This window comes from Terrabacter sp. BE26, from assembly GCF_041941675.1.
Taxonomy (GTDB): domain Bacteria; phylum Actinomycetota; class Actinomycetes; order Actinomycetales; family Dermatophilaceae; genus Terrabacter.
The window spans coordinates 2,974,070-2,991,542 of record NZ_CP090122.1; the positions used below are offsets into that span (position 1 = coordinate 2,974,070).

General features: G+C 73.5%; 16 protein-coding genes. 14 read left to right on the forward strand and 2 right to left on the reverse strand.

The features are described from left to right. The first annotated feature begins 42 nt into the window (after window positions 1-42). The 5 genes from LQK93_RS13735 to LQK93_RS13755 all read left to right on the forward strand — a co-directional run bounded on the left by LQK93_RS13735 (window position 43) and on the right by LQK93_RS13755 (window position 5,292). Window positions 43-1,008 carry a hypothetical protein gene (locus tag LQK93_RS13735; protein WP_374968340.1) on the forward strand — a complete coding sequence of 322 codons (966 nt, stop codon included), beginning with the start codon at window positions 43-45 and terminating at the stop codon, window positions 1,006-1,008. 107 nt (window positions 1,009-1,115) lie between these two features. Next, complete coding sequence (locus LQK93_RS13740; protein WP_374968341.1) at window positions 1,116-1,775, forward strand: hypothetical protein; 660 nt, start codon at window positions 1,116-1,118, stop codon at window positions 1,773-1,775. Continuing rightward, a complete protein-coding gene (locus LQK93_RS13745; RefSeq protein ID WP_374968342.1) occupies window positions 1,772-2,329 on the forward strand; it encodes a hypothetical protein in 558 nt (185 codons plus the stop codon). Before LQK93_RS13740 ends, LQK93_RS13745 begins: the two co-directional genes overlap by 4 nt. A 500-nt stretch (window positions 2,330-2,829) precedes the next feature. Then, window positions 2,830-4,065: a PhoH family protein gene (locus tag LQK93_RS13750; RefSeq protein ID WP_374971510.1), complete on the forward strand. Its 1,236-nt coding sequence runs from the start codon at window positions 2,830-2,832 to the stop codon at window positions 4,063-4,065. 342 nt (window positions 4,066-4,407) lie between these two features. Next, window positions 4,408-5,292 carry a lytic transglycosylase domain-containing protein gene (locus tag LQK93_RS13755; RefSeq protein ID WP_374968343.1) on the forward strand — a complete coding sequence of 295 codons (885 nt, stop codon included), beginning with the start codon at window positions 4,408-4,410 and terminating at the stop codon, window positions 5,290-5,292. Window positions 5,293-5,359: 67 nt separating this feature from the next. On the opposite strand, the gene coaA is transcribed toward LQK93_RS13755, so the two are convergent. After that, the gene (coaA, locus tag LQK93_RS13760) at window positions 5,360-6,370 is read right to left on the reverse strand and encodes a type I pantothenate kinase (protein ID WP_374968344.1); all 1,011 of its coding nucleotides are present in this window, start codon (window positions 6,368-6,370) and stop codon (window positions 5,360-5,362) included. Between the two features lie 63 nt (window positions 6,371-6,433). On the opposite strand from coaA, the gene glmS reads away from it, so the two are divergent. The 9 genes from glmS to tsaD all read left to right on the forward strand — a co-directional run bounded on the left by glmS (window position 6,434) and on the right by tsaD (window position 15,654). Then, window positions 6,434-8,293: a glutamine--fructose-6-phosphate transaminase (isomerizing) gene (gene glmS / locus LQK93_RS13765; protein ID WP_374968345.1), complete on the forward strand. Its 1,860-nt coding sequence runs from the start codon at window positions 6,434-6,436 to the stop codon at window positions 8,291-8,293. Between the two features lies 1 nt (window position 8,294). Continuing rightward, window positions 8,295-8,645 (forward strand): holo-ACP synthase, encoded by a 351-nt coding sequence (locus tag LQK93_RS13770; RefSeq protein WP_374968346.1) that lies wholly within the window; start codon window positions 8,295-8,297, stop codon window positions 8,643-8,645. Continuing rightward, a complete protein-coding gene (locus LQK93_RS13775) occupies window positions 8,645-10,243 on the forward strand; it encodes an NAD(P)H-hydrate dehydratase (RefSeq protein WP_374968347.1) in 1,599 nt (532 codons plus the stop codon). The genes LQK93_RS13770 and LQK93_RS13775 overlap by 1 nt, the downstream gene beginning before the upstream one ends. A gap of 69 nt (window positions 10,244-10,312) precedes the next feature. Then, window positions 10,313-11,533, forward strand: coding sequence for an alanine racemase (gene alr, locus LQK93_RS13780; RefSeq protein WP_374968348.1), 1,221 nt, complete (start codon window positions 10,313-10,315; stop codon window positions 11,531-11,533). Beyond that, window positions 11,530-12,795, forward strand: a complete 1,266-nt coding sequence (locus LQK93_RS13785; protein ID WP_374968349.1) for an alpha/beta fold hydrolase — start codon at window positions 11,530-11,532, stop codon at window positions 12,793-12,795. The genes alr and LQK93_RS13785 overlap by 4 nt, the downstream gene beginning before the upstream one ends. A gap of 3 nt (window positions 12,796-12,798) precedes the next feature. Then, window positions 12,799-13,263, forward strand: a complete 465-nt coding sequence (tsaE, locus tag LQK93_RS13790; protein ID WP_374968350.1) for a tRNA (adenosine(37)-N6)-threonylcarbamoyltransferase complex ATPase subunit type 1 TsaE — start codon at window positions 12,799-12,801, stop codon at window positions 13,261-13,263. A gap of 140 nt (window positions 13,264-13,403) precedes the next feature. Then, the gene (tsaB, locus tag LQK93_RS13795; protein WP_374968351.1) at window positions 13,404-14,117 is read left to right on the forward strand and encodes a tRNA (adenosine(37)-N6)-threonylcarbamoyltransferase complex dimerization subunit type 1 TsaB; all 714 of its coding nucleotides are present in this window, start codon (window positions 13,404-13,406) and stop codon (window positions 14,115-14,117) included. After that, window positions 14,114-14,611, forward strand: coding sequence for a ribosomal protein S18-alanine N-acetyltransferase (gene rimI / locus LQK93_RS13800; RefSeq protein WP_374968352.1), 498 nt, complete (start codon window positions 14,114-14,116; stop codon window positions 14,609-14,611). Before tsaB ends, rimI begins: the two co-directional genes overlap by 4 nt. Next, window positions 14,608-15,654, forward strand: coding sequence for a tRNA (adenosine(37)-N6)-threonylcarbamoyltransferase complex transferase subunit TsaD (gene tsaD / locus LQK93_RS13805; RefSeq protein ID WP_374968353.1), 1,047 nt, complete (start codon window positions 14,608-14,610; stop codon window positions 15,652-15,654). The genes rimI and tsaD overlap by 4 nt, the downstream gene beginning before the upstream one ends. Window positions 15,655-16,125: 471 nt before the next feature. On the opposite strand, the gene LQK93_RS13810 is transcribed toward tsaD, so the two are convergent. After that, a complete protein-coding gene (locus tag LQK93_RS13810; RefSeq protein WP_374968354.1) occupies window positions 16,126-17,442 on the reverse strand; it encodes a glycoside hydrolase family 3 N-terminal domain-containing protein in 1,317 nt (438 codons plus the stop codon). Window positions 17,443-17,473: the final 31 nt, after the last annotated feature.

The window sequence follows — 17,473 nt, forward strand, 5'->3', positions numbered from 1 at the left end:
TGGCGCGAGGCACGCAACGACGACGTCAGGGGAGCAGGCAGCATGGCGATCTACAAGAAGGGCGCCGACCCGGCGGCCCTGCGCGCGTCGGCGGAGCGCCTGACGGGGCACGCCCGCGAGTGCGACGGGGTGAAGTCCGAGGCCAGCCGGGCCGTGCACGCGCTCCGCGGGCAGTGGGGCGGGTCCGACCTCGACCAGCTGATGGAGCGTTGGCCTCCGGTGGAGGCCCAGCTGACGCAGTTCGGCTCCGACCTCGGCAAGCTGGCGGAGGCGCTGCGCCGCAACGCCGGCGCCCAGGACACGACGAGTGGCCAGGCGAGCGGGCTCGGCCCGATGGGCGGCCTTGGCGCTCCGGGGTTTCCTGGTGGCTCCGGCGGTCCGGGGGGCTCGGGCGGCTCGGGCGGCGGGATGTCGCCCCTCGACAGCATCGCCAACGCCATGACGATCGTCGGGATGCCCAGCCTGCTCGCGCAGACCGCGGCGTTCGGCTCGATCTTCTCCCGCTCGCAGGGCGCGCTGCTGAGCGGGCGCTACCTGTCGAACATCACCGAGATGGCACGCGTCGGCGACAGCATGCTCGACGTCTTTCCGGGCGCGTCACGCTTCGCCGCAGGCGCCGGGGTCTTCGCCGATGCCTGGGACATGAAGGGCCTCTCGGGGCTCTTCGCGGAAGGCAGCGCGGCCGGGAAGTTCGTCGGCAAGTTCGGTGTGCTCGGGCCGGTGGGGATCGGCCTCAGCGCCGCGCAGCTCGGCGTGTCGATCGCTCACGGTGACACCGAGGGCATCATCACGAACGGCCTGGGCACGGGTCTCGCCGCAGGCGCCGTCTTCGCCCCTCCGCCGGTCAACATCGCCTGCGGCGTCGCGGGGCTCGGCCTCGCGGCCTACCAGAACATCCCCGCCGTGCACGACGCGGTGAACGCCGTCGGCGAAGGTGTCGCCGACGTCGCGGGCGACATCGGCGACGCTGCCTCGGACGCCTGGGACTCGGTCACGAGCATCTTCTGACCACCGCCCTCCGGTTGGCATCGACGGGGTCTACGCCGGGGGGCATCGCACGAGCCGGCACGACAAGATGGGTCCCGGGCCACAGGGACCGACGAAGGAGCACCTCAATGTCCATCTCCACTGACCCGCTGGCCGGCTCCGAGCTGGCTCGCGTGCCGCTGCCCGACGACGTCTACGGATTCGGCTGGGCCGAGATCCGGTACCTCCTCGGGCGGCACGCGACGGACAGCTCGCGGATGTCGGTCGCCTCGCTCGGGTTCGACGCCGCGCCCACGGACGAGGTCGTCGGTGCTGCCGCCGTGGCCTCGCTGCTCGCGCGAGGGCTGGCCGAGCCTCGGGGCGACCGGGCTGTGAGCCGTGGGGAGGCGGCCGTGCTCGAGACCGCCTTCGCGCGGGCCAGGCGCTGGAGCGGCATCAGCGTGCGCGACGGCGACACGGGTGACCTCATGGTCGTCATCGAGGACGGCGACATCGTCGCCCTGCTGCAGCCGCGCAGCCTCGGCACGTGGTTCGTCGGCCTCAGCGACGCCGTCGACCGGCCCGCAGAGGTGCTGGCCCGCGCCGTCGACCAGCTGCGCAGCGCGCACGGAAGCGCCCGGTTCGCCATCGAGACGCGCACGCTCGAGGGCAGCATCGGCACGCGCTACTTCCGTCCCGACGGTGCGGGCTGGACCGTCTCGGACACGGCGGACGGCGAGCAGCGCCCAGTCGCCGACGGCCGCCTCGTGCATGAGCTCGAACAGCTCCTGCCCGGAGTGGCTGCATGAGCACGCCGACCCCGACGCCCGGGGGAGCGCGCGCAGGCGACCCGCCCCCGTACGCCTGGCTCGACGACCCGGCCCAGCCCTTCGGTCCGGTCGGCATCGGCACGACGGTCGTCCTCGGCTCCGTCCTCGGGGCCATCGGCCTCTTCGGTCTCGCCTACGGCGTGTTCGGCGGCGACGACGCGCGCGGTGCCCGCCTGGGCGTCGGCATCGCGTTCGTCGTCATCGGTGCGGTCATCGTCCGGATGGGGACGGCGCGACGGGCATGGTTGCGGCGCAACCCCGGCGTCGACCCCATGGCGGCGGCCGTCGCGTCGGGTGCCAATGTCGGCAGCCCGTTCGGCGACGACTCCCGCGTCGGTCGCTTCGGCCGGTGGCTCCTCGTGGCCGTCTGCGCCTTCGTCACCCTCGTCATGGTTCTCGCCCTGCGCCGGGCCGCCACGGGCGAGACGCCGACTAGTGCCGGAGCCGTCGTCGTGATCGTCCTGCTGGGACTGTTCGCCGCGGTCATCGGCGTGCTCGCAGCACTCCGGAGCGGGGGCGGCCCCCGCCGCTGAGCCGGACCCGACGGGGAGGCTGCGGTTGCCGGGACGTGGCGGCGCAGTGGCGGCTCCGTGGCGGCGGGGGGCGGCGGGTGGCGCCCACGTGAACTCGTGGCGACACGTGACCAGCATGCGCGTCAATGCTCCGCAGCGTCGGCGCGGAGTCGTACCGTCGTCCCAACGGCCGACACCCGTCGGACGTCGCCAGGAGGCCCACCCATGGAGCTATCGCTCAGGACGGAGGGCCGGGCACCCTGCCACCCTCTCGTGGCCGCCCGGCACCTCGGGAGCGACTAGGCGCGCGAGGCGCGCCGCGTAGGGAGTGGCACATGGCACGTACGACCCGTCAGGTCACGTCGGACTCCGCCAACAGCACCACCGAGCCGGCCGCGGCCTCCACACGCGCCACAGCACACAGCACGTCCCCCACCACTGGCACGACGGCGCGCCCGCGCGAGCCCGAGCACAAGACGTACGTCCTCGACACGTCGGTGCTGCTGTCCGACCCGCGGGCCATGCTGCGCTTCGCGGAGCACGAGGTCGTGCTCCCGGTCGTCGTCGTGACCGAGCTCGAGGGCAAGCGCCACCACCCCGAGCTCGGCTACTTCGCCCGGCAAGCGCTGCGCCTGCTCGACGAGCTGCGGGTCAGCGAGGGGCGCCTCGACCGGCCCGTCGGCGTCGGCACCGACGGCGGGACGCTCCGGGTCGAGCTCAACCACACCGACCCCTCGTCGCTGCCCGCCGGGTTCCGCCTGGGGGACAACGACACCCGCATCCTGGCGGTGGCGCGCAACCTCGCCAACGAGGGCGCCGACGTGACGGTCGTGTCGAAGGACCTCCCCATGCGGGTCAAGGCGTCGGCCTGCGGGCTCGAGGCGGAGGAGTACCGCCACGAGCAGGGGGTCGACTCTGGCTGGACCGGTTTGCAGGAGCTCGAGGTCACGACCGACGAGCTGGACCAGCTCTACGACCGCGGCCGCATCGAGCACGCCGGTGCTGCCGAGCTGCCCTGCCACACCGGTCTCGTCCTGCTCTCGCCGCGGGGAAGCGGTCTCGGGCGGGTCGGCGCCGACAAGCAGATCCGGCTGGTGCGCGGCGACCGCGACGCCTTCGGCCTCCACGGGCGCAGCGCCGAGCAGCGCATCGCCCTCGACCTGCTCCTCGACCCCGACGTGGGCATCGTCAGCCTTGGGGGCCGAGCCGGCACCGGCAAGTCGGCCCTGGCCCTCTGCGCGGGTCTCGAGTCGGTCATGGAGCGCCGCATCCAGCGCAAGGTCCTCGTCTTCCGCCCCCTCTTCGCCGTCGGCGGCCAGGAGCTCGGCTACCTGCCCGGCACGGAGGCCGAGAAGATGAACCCGTGGGGGCAGGCCGTCTTCGACACGCTCAGCGCCCTCGTCTCGACCGAGGTCGTCGAGGAGATCATGGACCGGGGCCTGCTCGAGGTGCTGCCCCTGACCCACATCCGCGGCCGGTCCCTGCACGACGCGTTCGTCATCGTCGACGAGGCGCAGTCGCTCGAGCGCAACGTCCTGCTGACGGTCCTGTCTCGCATCGGTCAGAACAGCAAGGTGGTGCTCACCCACGACGTCGCGCAGCGCGACAACCTCCGCGTCGGCCGGCACGACGGCGTGGCGGCCGTCATCGAGAAGCTCAAGGGCCACCCGCTCTTCGCGCACGTCACCCTGACGCGCAGCGAGCGCAGCCCGATCGCCGCCCTCGTGACCGACCTGCTCGAGGGCATCGAGATGTGACCTCACCGGCTTGGTCGTGACGCCAGGCGGTCCCCGGGCCAGCTCCCGGGGACCGCCTGCCGTACGACCGGCGTCGGGGGGGCCGTCGGAGGGCAGTCGGGGGGGCCGTCGGAGGGCCGTCGTCACCCCGCGGTCACCGGGCCCTGCCTGTGGACGCCGATTTGCCCCTTGCGTCATTCGGTGGCAGTGTGTGCCGCTGGAGATCTCGGAACGGTAACGCCCGATTGGGGTGCGAGCGCTGCCGCCAGGGTCTCCTGCCACGTCTGGCGCAATCACGGGCGGCCACCGCCCACGCGTCCCCGCGCCGGACTCCCTATACCCAGGAAGGCGTGAGCCCTGTTCATGGCACGGTATGAAGGCCGGCACCGCAGCGCACCGGCCCCCTCGACCGCTCCCCGCTCCGACCGCGCGACCCCCACGGCGCGGCCCGGCAGGGGCTCGAGTCAGACCCACGGACAGGCGTCGAGCAGCGGCCACCCCGCAAGCCACCCCGGAGGCGGCAGTGCCGGCTCCACGAGCAGCACACGTCGCGGCAAGAGCGCGCCGCGCAGGCGGCATTTCGGTCGCCCCGTCCTGGCCGGTGCCCTCGCCCTGGGCCTCGGCGCCTCGGGCTTCGCCTACGCCAAGGCCAACGACCTGATGGGGGCCGACACGGCCGCCTTCGTCGTGGGCAACGGCGTCGTGGCCCAGACCGACGAGCTCGCCCGCGCCTCCACCGTCGACACGACCTACCGCGCAGCCGCGTCCGTGTCGCGCAACGAGCGCCGCACCGCCCTCGCCGCCACCGGGTCGCGCACCGCGAAGGAGCTCGAGGCCAAGCAGAAGCTCGCGGCCGCCAAGCAGGCGGAGCAGGCTCGTGCGGCCGCGGCCAAGGCTGCCCGCGACAAGGAGCGCCAGCGGGTCACGAACAACTCCCTCAAGGACCCGCAGTCCGCGGCTCGCATCCTGATGGCCGACCACGGCTGGTCGAGCGACGCCCAGTACAACTGCCTGGTCAACCTCTGGAACGGCGAGAGCGACTGGCGCTGGTCCGCCGAGAACCCGAGCTCCGGCGCCTACGGCATCCCGCAGTCGCTCCCGGCGAGCAAGATGTCCCAGTTCGGCGCGGACTACCGCACCAACCCGCTGACCCAGATCAAGTGGGGCCTCTGGTACATCGAGATGTCCTACGGCAACCCATGCAACGCCTGGTCCACCTGGCAGGCGCGCTCGCCGCACTGGTACTGACCAGACCCGAACGACGTATGCCGTGGGGCGGGCTCCGACCGGAGCCCGCCCCACGGCATACCTGCGTTCAGATCTTGCGCAGGCGGACGCGGCGGACCGCGTGGTTCTCGCCCTTGGAGAGCACGAGCGTGGCGCGTGAGCGCGTCGGCAGGATGTTCTCAACCAGGTTGGGGCCGTTGATCTCGCGCCAGATGCGGTTGGCGGTCGCCTCGGCCTCCGCGTCGGAGAGCGCCGCGTAGCGGTGGAAGTAGGAGTCGGGGTCGGAGAAGGCCGTCTCCCGCAGGCGCAGGAAGCGCTCGACGTACCACTTGCGCACGTCGTCGACCCACGCGTCGACGTAGACCGAGAAGTCGAAGAAGTCGCTGACGGCCAGGCCCGTGCCCCGGACCGGGTGGTTCTCGGGCGCCTGCAGCACGTTGAGGCCCTCGACGATGAGCACGTCGGGCTGGCGCACGGCGATGCGCTCGCCGGGGACGATGTCGTAGGACAGGTGCGAGTAGACCGGTGCCGTCACCTCGGCCCGGCCCGACTTGATCTCGGCCACGAAGCGCAGCAGGGCCCGGCGGTCGTACGACTCCGGGAAGCCCTTGCGGTGCAGGATGCCCCGACGCTCGAGCTCGGCGTTCGGGAAGAGGAAGCCGTCGGTGGTCACGAGGGCGACCCGCGGGGTGTCGGGCCAGCGGGCGAGCATCTCGCGCAGGACGCGGGCGGTGGTGGACTTGCCCACCGCGACCGAGCCGGCCACGCCGATGACGAAGGGGGTCCGTGCCGGGCGCTCGCCGAGGAACTCGCTGGTCACCTGGTGCAGCTGGCGCGTCGCGCCCACGTAGAAGTTGAGCAGGCGGGAGAGGGGGAGGTAGACCTCCTCGACCTCCTGGAGGTCGACGGGGTCGCCGAGACCACGCAGCCGCGCCAGGTCGGCGTCGTCGAGGTTCAGCGGGTGGTTCTCGCGCAACCGGGACCAGGCGGCCCGGTCCAGCTCGATGTAGGGGGACGGGATCGCGGTGCCGTTGCTGCCGATGGTGACCTCGACGCCGCTCCCGCCGGTTCCGGTGGATGGCTCCGACACGAGCGCCATTGTTGCGGACGCAGCCACCGTGCGTGGCGTTGCCCCCGCGCACGTTCCCTTAGGCTGCTCTCCATGTGCGGAATCGTGGGATACGTGGGACGGTCGAAAGACGCGACGGCGCTGGACGTCGTCATGGAGGGGCTGGCGCGTCTCGAGTACCGCGGCTACGACTCGGCCGGGGTGGCGCTTCTCGACGGCGACCACGTCGAGACCCGGAAGAAGTCCGGCAAGCTCGCCAACCTCGTCGCCGAGCTCGAGGCCGACCCGCTGCCCGCGTCGACGACCGGCATCGGCCACACCCGCTGGGCCACGCACGGCGGCCCGACCGACCAGAACGCGCACCCGCACCGCGGTGGCCGCGACGGCAAGCTGGCCCTGATCCACAACGGCATCATCGAGAACTTCCACGCCCTCAAGAAGGGCCTGCTCGAGGACGGCGTCGAGTTCGAGAGCGAGACCGACACCGAGGTGGTGGCGCACCTGCTGGCCGCCGCCTACGAGCGCGAGCACGACCTGACCGCCGCGATGCGGTCGGTCGTGGCCGACCTCGAGGGCGCGTTCACGCTCCTCGCCATCCACGCGGACCAGCCCGGCGTGGTGGTCGGCGCCCGCCGCAACAGCCCGCTCGTCGTGGGCCTCGGCGACGACGCCAACTACCTCGGCTCCGACGTCGCGGCGTTCATCGGGCACACCCGGCACGCGCTCGAGCTGGACCAGGACCAGATCGTCACGATCACGCCGGACGGCGCCAGCGTCGTCAACTTCGACGGCACGCCTGCCGAGGGCAAGGCGTACGAGGTCACGTGGGACGCCGCGGCCGCCGAGAAGGGCGGCTACGCGACCTTCATGGAGAAGGAGATCCACGACCAGCCGCATGCCGTGGCCGACACCCTGCTGGGGCGCACCGACGCCGAGGGTCGGCTCGTCCTCGACGAGATGAGCATCTCCGAGGAGCAGCTCAAGGCCGTCGACCGCATCACCATCGTGGCGTGCGGCACCGCCGCCTATGCCGGCATGGTCGCGAAGTACGCCATCGAGCACTGGACCCGGATCCCCGTCGAGGTCGCCCTCGCCCACGAGTTCCGCTACTGCGACCCGATCGTCAGCGAGCGCACGCTCGTGGTCTCGATCAGCCAGTCCGGCGAGACCATGGACACCCTGATGGCCGTCAAGCACGCCCGCGAGCTCGGCGCCATCACGGTCTCGGTGTGCAACACGCACGGCTCGACGATCCCGCGCGAGTCCGACGCGGTGCTCTACACGCACGCCGGCCCCGAGATCGCGGTCGCCTCGACCAAGGCGTTCCTGGCCCAGATCACCGCCTGCTACGTCCTCGGCCTCTACCTCGCCCAGCTGCGGGGCGGCTCGTTCGCCGACGACGCGCAGTCGGTGATGAAGGAGCTGGCCGAGGTGCCGGCGAAGATCGAGACGCTGCTGGGCCGGATGGGCCGCGTCAAGGAGATCGCCGGCTTCATGGCCGACACCCGCTCGGTGCTCTTCCTGGGCCGGCACGTCGGCTACCCGATCGCCATGGAGGGCGCCCTGAAGCTCAAGGAGCTCGCCTACATCCACGCCGAGGGCTTCGCCGCTGGCGAGCTCAAGCACGGGCCGATCGCGCTCATCGAGCCGGGCCAGCCGGTGTTCGTCGTCGTGCCCTCGCCCACGAGCGAGCACGGTCTGCACGGCAAGGTCGTCAGCAACATCCAGGAGATCCGCGCCCGCGGCGCTCGCACCCTCGTCATCGCCGAGGAGGGCGACGAGGCGGTCGAGCCGTTCGCCGACGAGGTCATCCGGGTGCCCGCGACCTCGCCGCTGCTCGCGCCGCTGCTCACCGTCGTGCCGCTGCAGGTCTTCGCGCTGTGGCTCTCGACGGCCAAGGGCCTCGACGTCGACCAGCCGCGCAACCTCGCCAAGTCGGTCACGGTCGAGTGACGTGATCGTCGGGGTCGGGATCGACGTCGTCGACATCGCGCGCTTCGAGTCGACGCTCGAGCGCACCCCGGCGCTGCGCGAGCGCCTCTTCACCATCGAGGAGCGCCACCTCGGCATCGCCTCGCTCGCTGCACGCTTCGCCGCCAAGGAGGCGCTGGCCAAGTCGCTCGGCGCCCCCGTCGGCCTGCACTGGACGGACGCCCGCGTGGTGACCAACGACGACGGCCGGCCCTCGCTCGAGATCGGGGGCACGGTCCTGGCCCGCGCCAACGACCTGGGTGTGGACTCCTTCCACCTCTCCCTGTCCCACGACGCGGGTGTCGCGTCGGCCATCGTCATCGCGGAGGGCTGATGATCCGGGCACATTCCGTCGACGCAGTGAGGGCCGCCGAGTCTGCGGCCATGGCGCAGCTGCCGGAGGGCGAGCTGATGTCGCGGGCCGCGCACGGCCTGGCCGAGGTGGCGGCCGCGCGGCTCGCCGACGTCGAGGGCACCACCGTCGTCGGGCTCGTCGGCGCCGGCAACAACGGCGGTGACACCCTGTATGCCGTCGCGCACCTCGCCGAGTCGGGCTTCGCGAGCGCGGTGGTGCTGGTCCCGTCGTCCGGCCGTTCGGGCGTGCACGCCGCGGGCCTGCAGGCGGCGGAGTCCGCGGGCGCCGTGGTGCACGTCGCCGCGGACGACCCGCAGGACGCGGTGGAGGCGATCGTGGAGGCGGACCTGGTGCTCGACGGCATCGTCGGCATCGGCGGCCAGCCGGGCCTGCGACCCGAGGCGGCCCGCCTCGTCGACGCCATCGACGACAACGCGTGGGTCATCGCGGTGGACCTCGCGAGCGGCCTCGACCCCGCGGGCGAGTCGGGTGAGGACGACGCCGTGTGGGCCGACGAGACGGTCACCTTCGGCACTCCCAAGCCGGTGCACCTGCTGCCGGCCGGTGAGGGCGCGACGGGCCGGCTCACGGTGGTCGACATCGGCATCGATGTCGACGACGTGCCGGCCGCGGTCGAGCGGTTGACGTGGGACGACGTCGCGACGATGTGGCCCGTCCCCGACCGCGGTGACGACAAGTACTCCCGCGGTGTCCTCGGCGTCGTGGCCGGCAGCGAGGCCTACCCGGGGGCCGCGGTCCTGTGCACGACCGCGGCCGCGGAGGCCGGCGTCGGCATGCTGCGCTACGTCGGCACGCCGACGCCCGTCGCCCTGGTCCACCAGGCGGTGCCCGAGGCCGTGGTGGGGCCGGGGCGCGTCCAGGCGTGGGCCGTCGGGCCCGGGCTCGACACCGGGGCCGACACCGGGGCCGACACAGAGGCCGACACAGAGGCCGACAGAGAGGCCGACAGAGAGGCCGACAGAGAGGCCGACAGAGAGGCCGACAGAGAGGCCGACACGGACACCGACGCCGCCGAGACCCGGGCCCAGCTCGACGCGGCGCGCGAGGCGCTGGCGAGCGACCTTCCGGTGGTGGTCGACGCGGGCGGTCTCGCCCTCGTCGAAGGTCGGCGCGCCGCTCCCACGGTCCTGACGCCGCACGCGGGTGAGCTCGCCCGGCTCCTCACCCGCCTCGAGAGCGCCGAGGTCACCGCCGACGACGTCAGGGCCGACCCGCTGCGCCACGCCCGACGGCTGGCCGCGCTGACCGGTGCCACCGTGCTGCTCAAGGGAGCCACGACGCTCGTCGTCACCGAGGGGGAGCCGGTCCGTTCCCAGGCCGACGCGCCACCGTGGCTCGCGACGGCGGGTGCCGGCGACGTGCTCTCCGGCGTCATCGGCGCACTGCTCGCCTCCGGCCTCTCGCCGCACGACGCCGCCTCGCTCGGGGCGCTCGTCCACGGCGTCGCGGCCGACCGAGCCTCGGGCGGGGGCCCGCTGCGCGCGCTCGCGGTGGCCCACGGCATACGCCCCACGGTGCGTGACCTGCTGGCTCGGGGACGGTCCGCTCCGGACTGAGCCGGCCGCGGCCTCTCGGCTGCCGAGCCCCGTTCCCGGACCACCGCGACGAACTGCGAGACTGCACGCATGAGCCAGATCGACGTCCCCGACGCCGGGCGGACGACCGCGCCCACGAGCAAGGGAGCGACGGTCCGCGTCGAGCTGCAGACCCGAGGCCTGACCGTGTGGGCCGAGATCGACCTCTCCGCGCTCGAGCACAACGTGCGCACCCTCCGGGCGCTGGCGCCCTCGTCCGAGCTCATGGCGGTCGTCAAGGCGGACGCCTACGGCCACGGCCTGCTGCCCATCGCGCGCGCCGCCCTGCGCGGCGGGGCGACGTGGCTCGGCACCGCGCAGTTCGCCGAGGCCTTCGCGCTGCGCGACGCCGGCATCACGACGCCCCTGCTGACCTGGCTGAGCGTCCCCGGGTCCGACTTCGCCGGTGCCGTCTCCCGCGACATCGACCTGTCCGCCTCCGCTCCGTGGGTGCTCGACGAGATCGCAGCGGCAGCGTCGGCCGTCGGGCGCACGGCCCGCGTGCACCTCAAGGTCGACACCGGGCTCGGTCGAGGAGGCGCCTTCGGCGCCGACTGGCCGGTCCTCGTCCAGCACGCCCGAGAGCTCGAGGCCGAGGGTGCCATCCGCGCGGTGGGGGCGTGGACCCACTTCGCCTTCGCCGACGCGCCCGAGCACCCGACCGTGCTCGCGCAGCAGGACCGCTTCTTCGAGGCCGTCGCCGAGGCCGAGCGCGCCGGCCTGCGCCTCGAGGTGCGCCACCTCGCCAACTCCGCGGCGACCCTCGTCCACCCCTCGGCCCACGCCGACCTCGTGCGGCCCGGCCTCGCCATGTACGGCCTGACTCCGGTCCCGGAGGTGGACGACGACTTCGGGCTGCGGCCCGTGATGACCCTCCGGGCACGCCTGGCCCTCGTCAAGGCCCTGCCGGCCGGCCAGGGCATCAGCTATGGCCACGCCTACGCGCCCGAGGTCGACACGGTCGTGGGACTCGTCCCCGCGGGGTATGCCGACGGCGTGCCCCGCAACGCCAGCAACGTCGGCCCCGTGCTCGCCGACGGCCGACGCACGACCATCGCCGGTCGTGTCTGCATGGACCAGTTCGTCCTCGACCTCGGCCCCGGCTCGCGAGCCCGCGCGGGGGACGTCGTCACCCTGTTCGGCGGCGCACCCGGGGAGCCGACGGCCCAGGACTGGGCCGACGCCACCGACACCATCAGCTACGAGATCGTCACCCGGCTCGGCGCTCGGGTCCCGAGGCTCTACGTCGGCGGGGCGGAGGCTGGCGCGTGAGCCCGCGCCGCAACCCCGTCCTCGGGATCGCGGCTGCCACGCTGGGCGTGGCCGCCGGTGTGGCGGCCGGCATCGCAGCCGACCGCGCGGGCAAGCACCGTGCCGCCATGGAGGCGCTCGAGACGCCAGAGCTGCTCGACATCACCCCCGACGAGGAGCACGTCGTGCTCACGGACGACGGCGTCACCCTGCACGCCGAGGTCGACCTACCGGCTGCAGAGGCGGCGCGCGCGGCAGCCGAGGGCGCCACCCTCCACGGGCGCCCGGAGGAGCTGCCCACCGTGGTGCTCACGCACGGCTACTGCCTCAGCCTGCGCTGCTGGGTCTACCAGCGTCGCGCGCTCAAGGCCGCCGGCTACCGCGTCGTCAGCTGGGACCAGCGCGGCCACGGACGCTCCGGCCGTGGTGAGAAGGCGAGCTACACGATCGAGCGGCTCGGCGAGGACCTGCACCAGGTGCTCCAACAGCTCGTGCCGGAGGGCGACATCGTGCTCGTCGGCCACTCGATGGGCGGCATGACGATGCTCGCGCTGGGCGAGCAGCGACGCGAGTTCGTCGTGGAGCGGGTCGTCGGCGCGGGGTTCATCGCCACGAGCGCCGGCGGGCTCATGCTCGCCAACGGCGGCCGGGTCGCGACGTTCGGCCGCCTGATGCTCGAGCGCCTCGGGCCCGGCTTCCTCGCGTCGCTGGCCGAGCGGCCGGAGCTGGTGAAGCGGGTCAGAAGGGTGGCCCGCGACTTCGAGGACTTCCTCGTCGAGCAGAACTCGTTCGCCTCCCCGGTGCCGCGCTCGGTCGTGCGCTACACCGCGGACATGCTCCTCAGCACCCCGCTGGACGTCGTCAACGACTACCTCCAGACCTTCGACGGCTTCGACAAGCGGCCCGCGCTGCTGGAGTTCCAGCACGCCGTCGTCCTCGTCTTCAACGGGCGCGAGGACATTCTCACGCCACCCGCGCACAGCGAGCTCATCGTCGAGGGCATCCCGGGCGCGGAGCACATCGTCGTCAACGACGCCGGCCACGTCATCATGCTCGAGCACCCCGACCTGCTCGACGCCCATCTCGTCCAGCTCGTCGACCAGTCGGCCCGCGCCCGGGTCGAGCAGATCGACGTGGCCAGGCAGCCGCACGTACGCCGCGTCGTCACCGACGTGGCGAAGAACCGCCGCCTGAAGCGCCTCGAGAAGGAGGCGGGCGAGCTGGCACGCGCGCGCCGCAGCAGGTCGGGCCGCGCGAGGTCCGCGCGTCCCAAGGGAGCGTGACCGGTGCAGCGCGAGGTCCGGTGGGCCACCACCGACGACACCCAGGACTTCGGCCGGCGGCTCGGCGCCCTGCTCCGCGGCGGTGACGTCCTCGTGCTCACCGGCGACCTCGGCGCCGGCAAGACCACGCTGACGCAGGGCATCGCCGAGGGGCTCGGCGTGCGGGGCCCGATCACCTCGCCGACCTTCGTGATCGCGCGGGTGCACCCGTCGCTCGTCGGCGGTCCGGCGCTGGTGCACGTCGACGCCTACCGGCTCGGCTCGGCCCTCGAGCTCGACGACCTCGACCTCGACGCCGACCTCGACGAGAGCGTCACCGTCGTGGAGTGGGGAGCCGGGCTCGCCGAGCAGCTCAGCGAGTCGCGCCTCGAGCTGACGATCGCCGGCGACGACGTGCGCACCGCCCGCCTCGTCGGGGTGGGTTCCAACTGGGACGAGGTCCTCGACGCCGTCGCGCCCGTCCACTGACCGACGCCCGGCTCGGGGGGGGCCGACGTCGAACCCGGAGGACCGACGGTGCCGGCGCTCCGTCGGGGCTGAGGGGGACGGCATACCCCCCACCCCCTCGGGTTCGGGGCGCCGGCACGTGCTCGGATAGCCTGACCGTCGTGCTCCTGCTCGCGATCGACACCTCCACGACCGCCATCACCGTCGGCCTGCACGACGGCACCACGGTGGTCGCGGAGGCCACCACCCTGGACGCGCGGGCACACGCCGAGCGCCTGGCACCGGGGATCGCCCGCGCGCTGGCCGAGGCCGCAGCCGCGCCCGGCGATGTCACGGACGTCGTCGTGGGCATCGGGCCCGGCCCGTTCACCGGCCTTCGGGTCGGGATCGTCACCGCGCGCACCTTCGCCTTCGCGACGGGCATCCCGGTGCGCGGGCTCACCAGCCTCGACGCCATCGCCCACGAAGCCTGGCTCGGCGGTCGGCGTGGCGACCTGCTCGTCGCGACCGACGCCCGCCGCAAGGAGGTGTATGCCGCCGCGTACGTCCTCGGCGACGAGCGCGTCGAGCGCGTGAGTGACCCCGTCGTGTCGCGGGCAGGGGATCTGCCCGAGGAGCTGCGGGCGCTCCCGACGGCGGGGCGCGGTCCGTCGCTCTACGCCGACGCCCTCCCGCACGGCGTGCTGCCCCTCGACGTCAGCGGCGGCGCGCTCGCCGACCTCGCCGTGCGCCGGCTGCGCGAGCACCCGTGCGCGGCGGATGGCGCGCTTCAGCACGTCGACCCCGGCCACGGCTTCGACGGTCTCGAGCCGCTCTACCTGCGGCGCCCCGACGTCTCGCCGGCGCCCGCCTCGACGAAGTCGACCCTCGGATGACGGTCGCCCAGCCGCAGGCGTACGCCGCCTCGGAGGTCGCACTGCGCGATCTCGAGTGGACCGACCTCGCCCACCTGGCCGAGCTCGAGCAGCGCCTGTTCGCCGACGACGCCTGGTCGGAGCCGACGTGGTGGGCCGAGCTGGCCGCCCGTCCGCGGCGTGAGTACGTCGTCGCGACGGCACCCGACGGCACCGTCGCCGGGTATGCCGGCCTCGACGTCGCGGGCGACGTGGCCGACGTCATGACCATCGCCGTCGCACCCACCCACCAGGGCCGCGGCCTCGGACGCGTGCTGCTCGCCGAGCTCGTCCGCCGGGCGAGCTCGCGCGGCGCCGAGGCGGTGCTGCTCGAGGTGCGCGCCGACAATGACGCCGCCCGCCGCCTCTACGACCGTGCCGGCTTCGAGGTCATCTCGGTGCGCCGGCGCTACTACCAACCCGGGGACGTGGACGCGCTCGTCATGCGCCTGCTCCTCACGAAGGGAGACGCATGAGCGACGAGCCCCTCGTCCTCGGCATCGAGACCTCCTGCGACGAGACCGGTGTCGGCATCGTCCGCGGGCAGACCCTGCTCGTGGACACGGTCGCCAGCAGCGTCGACGAGCACGCCCGCTTCGGCGGCGTCGTCCCGGAGGTGGCCAGCCGCGCCCACCTCGAGGCGATGGTCCCGACGATCGAGCGCGCCTGCCGCGAGGCCGGGGTGAGCCTGCGCGACCTCGACGCCATCTCCGTGACGGCCGGTCCCGGCCTCGCCGGCGCCCTCCTGGTCGGGGTCGCATCGGCCAAGGCGCTGGCGCTGGCCCTCGGCAAGCCGATCTACGGCGTCAACCACCTGGCCTCGCACGTGGCCGTCGACATCGTCGAGCACGGACCCTTGCCCGAGCCGACGATGGCGATGCTCGTCTCCGGAGGGCACTCCTCGCTCCTGCTGGTCCCCGACGTCACCAACGACGTGCGCTCCCTCGGCTCGACGATGGACGATGCCGCCGGTGAGGCGTTCGACAAGGTGGCCCGGGTCCTCGGCCTGCCCTTCCCTGGCGGGCCGCACGTGGATCGCGCGGCACGAGATGGCAACCGGGTCGCCATCGACTTCCCCCGCGGCCTCACCACGGGCCGCGACCTCGAGCGCCACCGCTTCGACTTCTCCTTCTCGGGCCTCAAGACCGCCGTCTCACGGTGGGTCGAGACCCGCCAGCGCGCGGGTGAGAACGTGCCGGTCGCCGACGTCGCTGCCAGCTTCCAGGAGGCCGTCGTCGACGTCCTCACCCGCAAGGCGCTGCTCGCCTGCCGGGAGCACGACGTCGACCACCTGCTCATCGGGGGAGGCGTCGCCGCCAACTCCCGGCTGCGCGCGCTCGCCCAGGAGCGGTGCGACAAGGCCGGTGTGACGCTGCGCGTCCCGCGCCCCGGACTGTGCACCGACAACGGCGCCATGGTGGCAACCCTGGGGGCACAGATGGTGGCGAAGGGGCGCGAGCCGAGCGACCTCGGTCTGCCCACGGACTCCTCGATGCCGGTGACGCTCGTTCAGGCTTAGGTCTCGCTCACGCCCGCGCGGCGCGGAGCGTCGACGGTATGCCGCACCCCCTCCAGGCCCGGCCCGGCAACCCACTCAACTGCGCCGTGGCGCGGTTCCGGGCGCGATCGGGGGCCCGGCGACCCACGGAAGTGCGCCGTGGCGCGGTTCCGGGCGCGATCGGGGCCGCGACCCGCGGAAGTGCGCCGTGGCGCGGTTCGGGCGCGATCGGGGCCCGGCGACCCGCGGAAGTGCGCCGTGGCACGGTTTCGGGCGCGATCGGGGCCGGGGGACCCGCGGAAGTGCGCCGTGGCGCGGTTTCGGGCGCGATCGGGGCCGGGGGACCCACGGAAGTTCGCCATGGCGCGGTTTCGGGCGCGATCGGGGCCCGGCGACCCACGGAAGTTCGCCATGGCGCGGTTTCGGGCGCGTTCTGGGGCCGGGGGACCCGCGGAAGTGCGCCGTGGCGCGGTTTCGGCCGCTCTTGGTTGATCAGGGGCAGTGGGCGAGGCCCATGCGGAGCTTGAGGTCGACGACTCGGGTGGTGGCGGCCTTGACCTGGGCTGCGAAGGCGGGGTTGGCCCTCGCCTTGGCGGTGATGGCGTCGTGCATGGCGGGGATGGTGCTCGGGCGGGCTGTCAGGGTGATGTCGCCGCCGGCCTGGATGAAGCGGGTGGCGCGCTCGCCGACCGGTACGGCAGCAACGGCCCTGGCGGCGCCCACGTCGTCGGTGATGACGACCCCGTCGTAGGAGAGCCGGTCCCGAAGCAGGTCGGTGACGATGGGCCTGGAGAAGACGGCGTTGGTGCCGGGGTCGATGCGGCTGTAGATGGCTGAGCCCACCATGACGAGCTCCACCCCGTCCTGGATGCCGGTGCGGAACGGCTCGAGGTACGGGTCGTCCACCGTGGTCGTGCCGTCGGTGATGCCGCGGGCGGTGACATCGGTGTTGCCGGTGATCCGGCCGATGCCCGGGAAGTGCTTCACGGTGGCGGCGACACCGCCCGCCCGCATGCCGGCGAGAAAGGCCGCGACCATCCGGGAGACGCGCTCGGGGTCGCTGGAGTACTGCCGGTCGTACTGTCCGATGGGGCCGTTGGCGCGCCCGATCGAGGTCGGCACCGTGTCGGCCACCGGCGCGAGGTTCACGTTGATCCCCGCTTGGCGCAGCTGAGCGGCCCAACGCGTCGCGTCGGCGGTCAGCCCCGCGGGGGAGCGCTGGTCCTGGACGCGGGCGGACGGCATACGGCTGAAGCCCTCCCCGCGCAGCTGCTGCACGGCGCCGCCCTCCTGGTCGGCCGCGAGGAGCAGCCCGAGGCCGGCGGTGTCGGCCGCGGAGGCGAGGCCGGCGAGGTGGCGCGTCGTCGTGCGCACCGCGTCGAGGCCGGCGGTCCAGCCGCCGAGGAGGATGACCCCGCCGAGATGGCGGCGGCCCACGAGGGCGTCCAGGCTCGTGCGGCTCGTGCCGCTTCCGAGGCCCACCATGAGCAGCTGGCCGGCGCGCTCGTCGCCGTTCATGCGAGCGACGATGGCCGGTGCGCACGAGGTCGGGGCGGCGGGCGTACCGGCGGGCGTGCTCGTCGTCGTGCGGGCCGTGGCGGGAGTGGTGGCGGGCGTCGTGGCCGTGGGCGTGGACGTCTCGGGGGTCGTGGGAAGCTGCGTCGTCGAAGGTCGGGGCGTCGCGTCCGAGGAGGAGGCGTTGGGCGCCGGGGCGGGGGTGCACGCCGCGGCGAGCGACGTGGCGGCGGCAGCCAGGACCACAGCCGTCAGGGTGGAGGGGCGACCGCGTCGGGTGGGGCTCTGGCGCATCGCTCGAGCCTATCCCGCTGATGGGCACGCG

Bases quoted from the DNA above. Each gene is read 5' to 3' on its own strand.
- rimI (WP_374968352.1), top strand. From the start codon at position 14,114: ATGACGGTCGCCCAGCCGCAGGCGTACGCCGCCTCGGAGGTCGCACTG.
- alr (WP_374968348.1), top strand. From the start codon at position 10,313: ATGAGCCAGATCGACGTCCCCGACGCCGGGCGGACGACCGCGCCCACG.
- LQK93_RS13775 (WP_374968347.1), top strand. From the start codon at position 8,645: ATGATCCGGGCACATTCCGTCGACGCAGTGAGGGCCGCCGAGTCTGCG.
- LQK93_RS13755 (WP_374968343.1), top strand. From the start codon at position 4,408: ATGGCACGGTATGAAGGCCGGCACCGCAGCGCACCGGCCCCCTCGACC.
- LQK93_RS13735 (WP_374968340.1), top strand. From the start codon at position 43: ATGGCGATCTACAAGAAGGGCGCCGACCCGGCGGCCCTGCGCGCGTCG.
- glmS (WP_374968345.1), top strand. From the start codon at position 6,434: ATGTGCGGAATCGTGGGATACGTGGGACGGTCGAAAGACGCGACGGCG.
- tsaD (WP_374968353.1), top strand. From the start codon at position 14,608: ATGAGCGACGAGCCCCTCGTCCTCGGCATCGAGACCTCCTGCGACGAG.
- LQK93_RS13810 (WP_374968354.1), bottom strand. From the start codon at position 17,442: ATGCGCCAGAGCCCCACCCGACGCGGTCGCCCCTCCACCCTGACGGCT.
- LQK93_RS13740 (WP_374968341.1), top strand. From the start codon at position 1,116: ATGTCCATCTCCACTGACCCGCTGGCCGGCTCCGAGCTGGCTCGCGTG.
- coaA (WP_374968344.1), bottom strand. From the start codon at position 6,370: ATGGCGCTCGTGTCGGAGCCATCCACCGGAACCGGCGGGAGCGGCGTC.
- LQK93_RS13745 (WP_374968342.1), top strand. From the start codon at position 1,772: ATGAGCACGCCGACCCCGACGCCCGGGGGAGCGCGCGCAGGCGACCCG.
- LQK93_RS13750 (WP_374971510.1), top strand. From the start codon at position 2,830: ATGCTGCGCTTCGCGGAGCACGAGGTCGTGCTCCCGGTCGTCGTCGTG.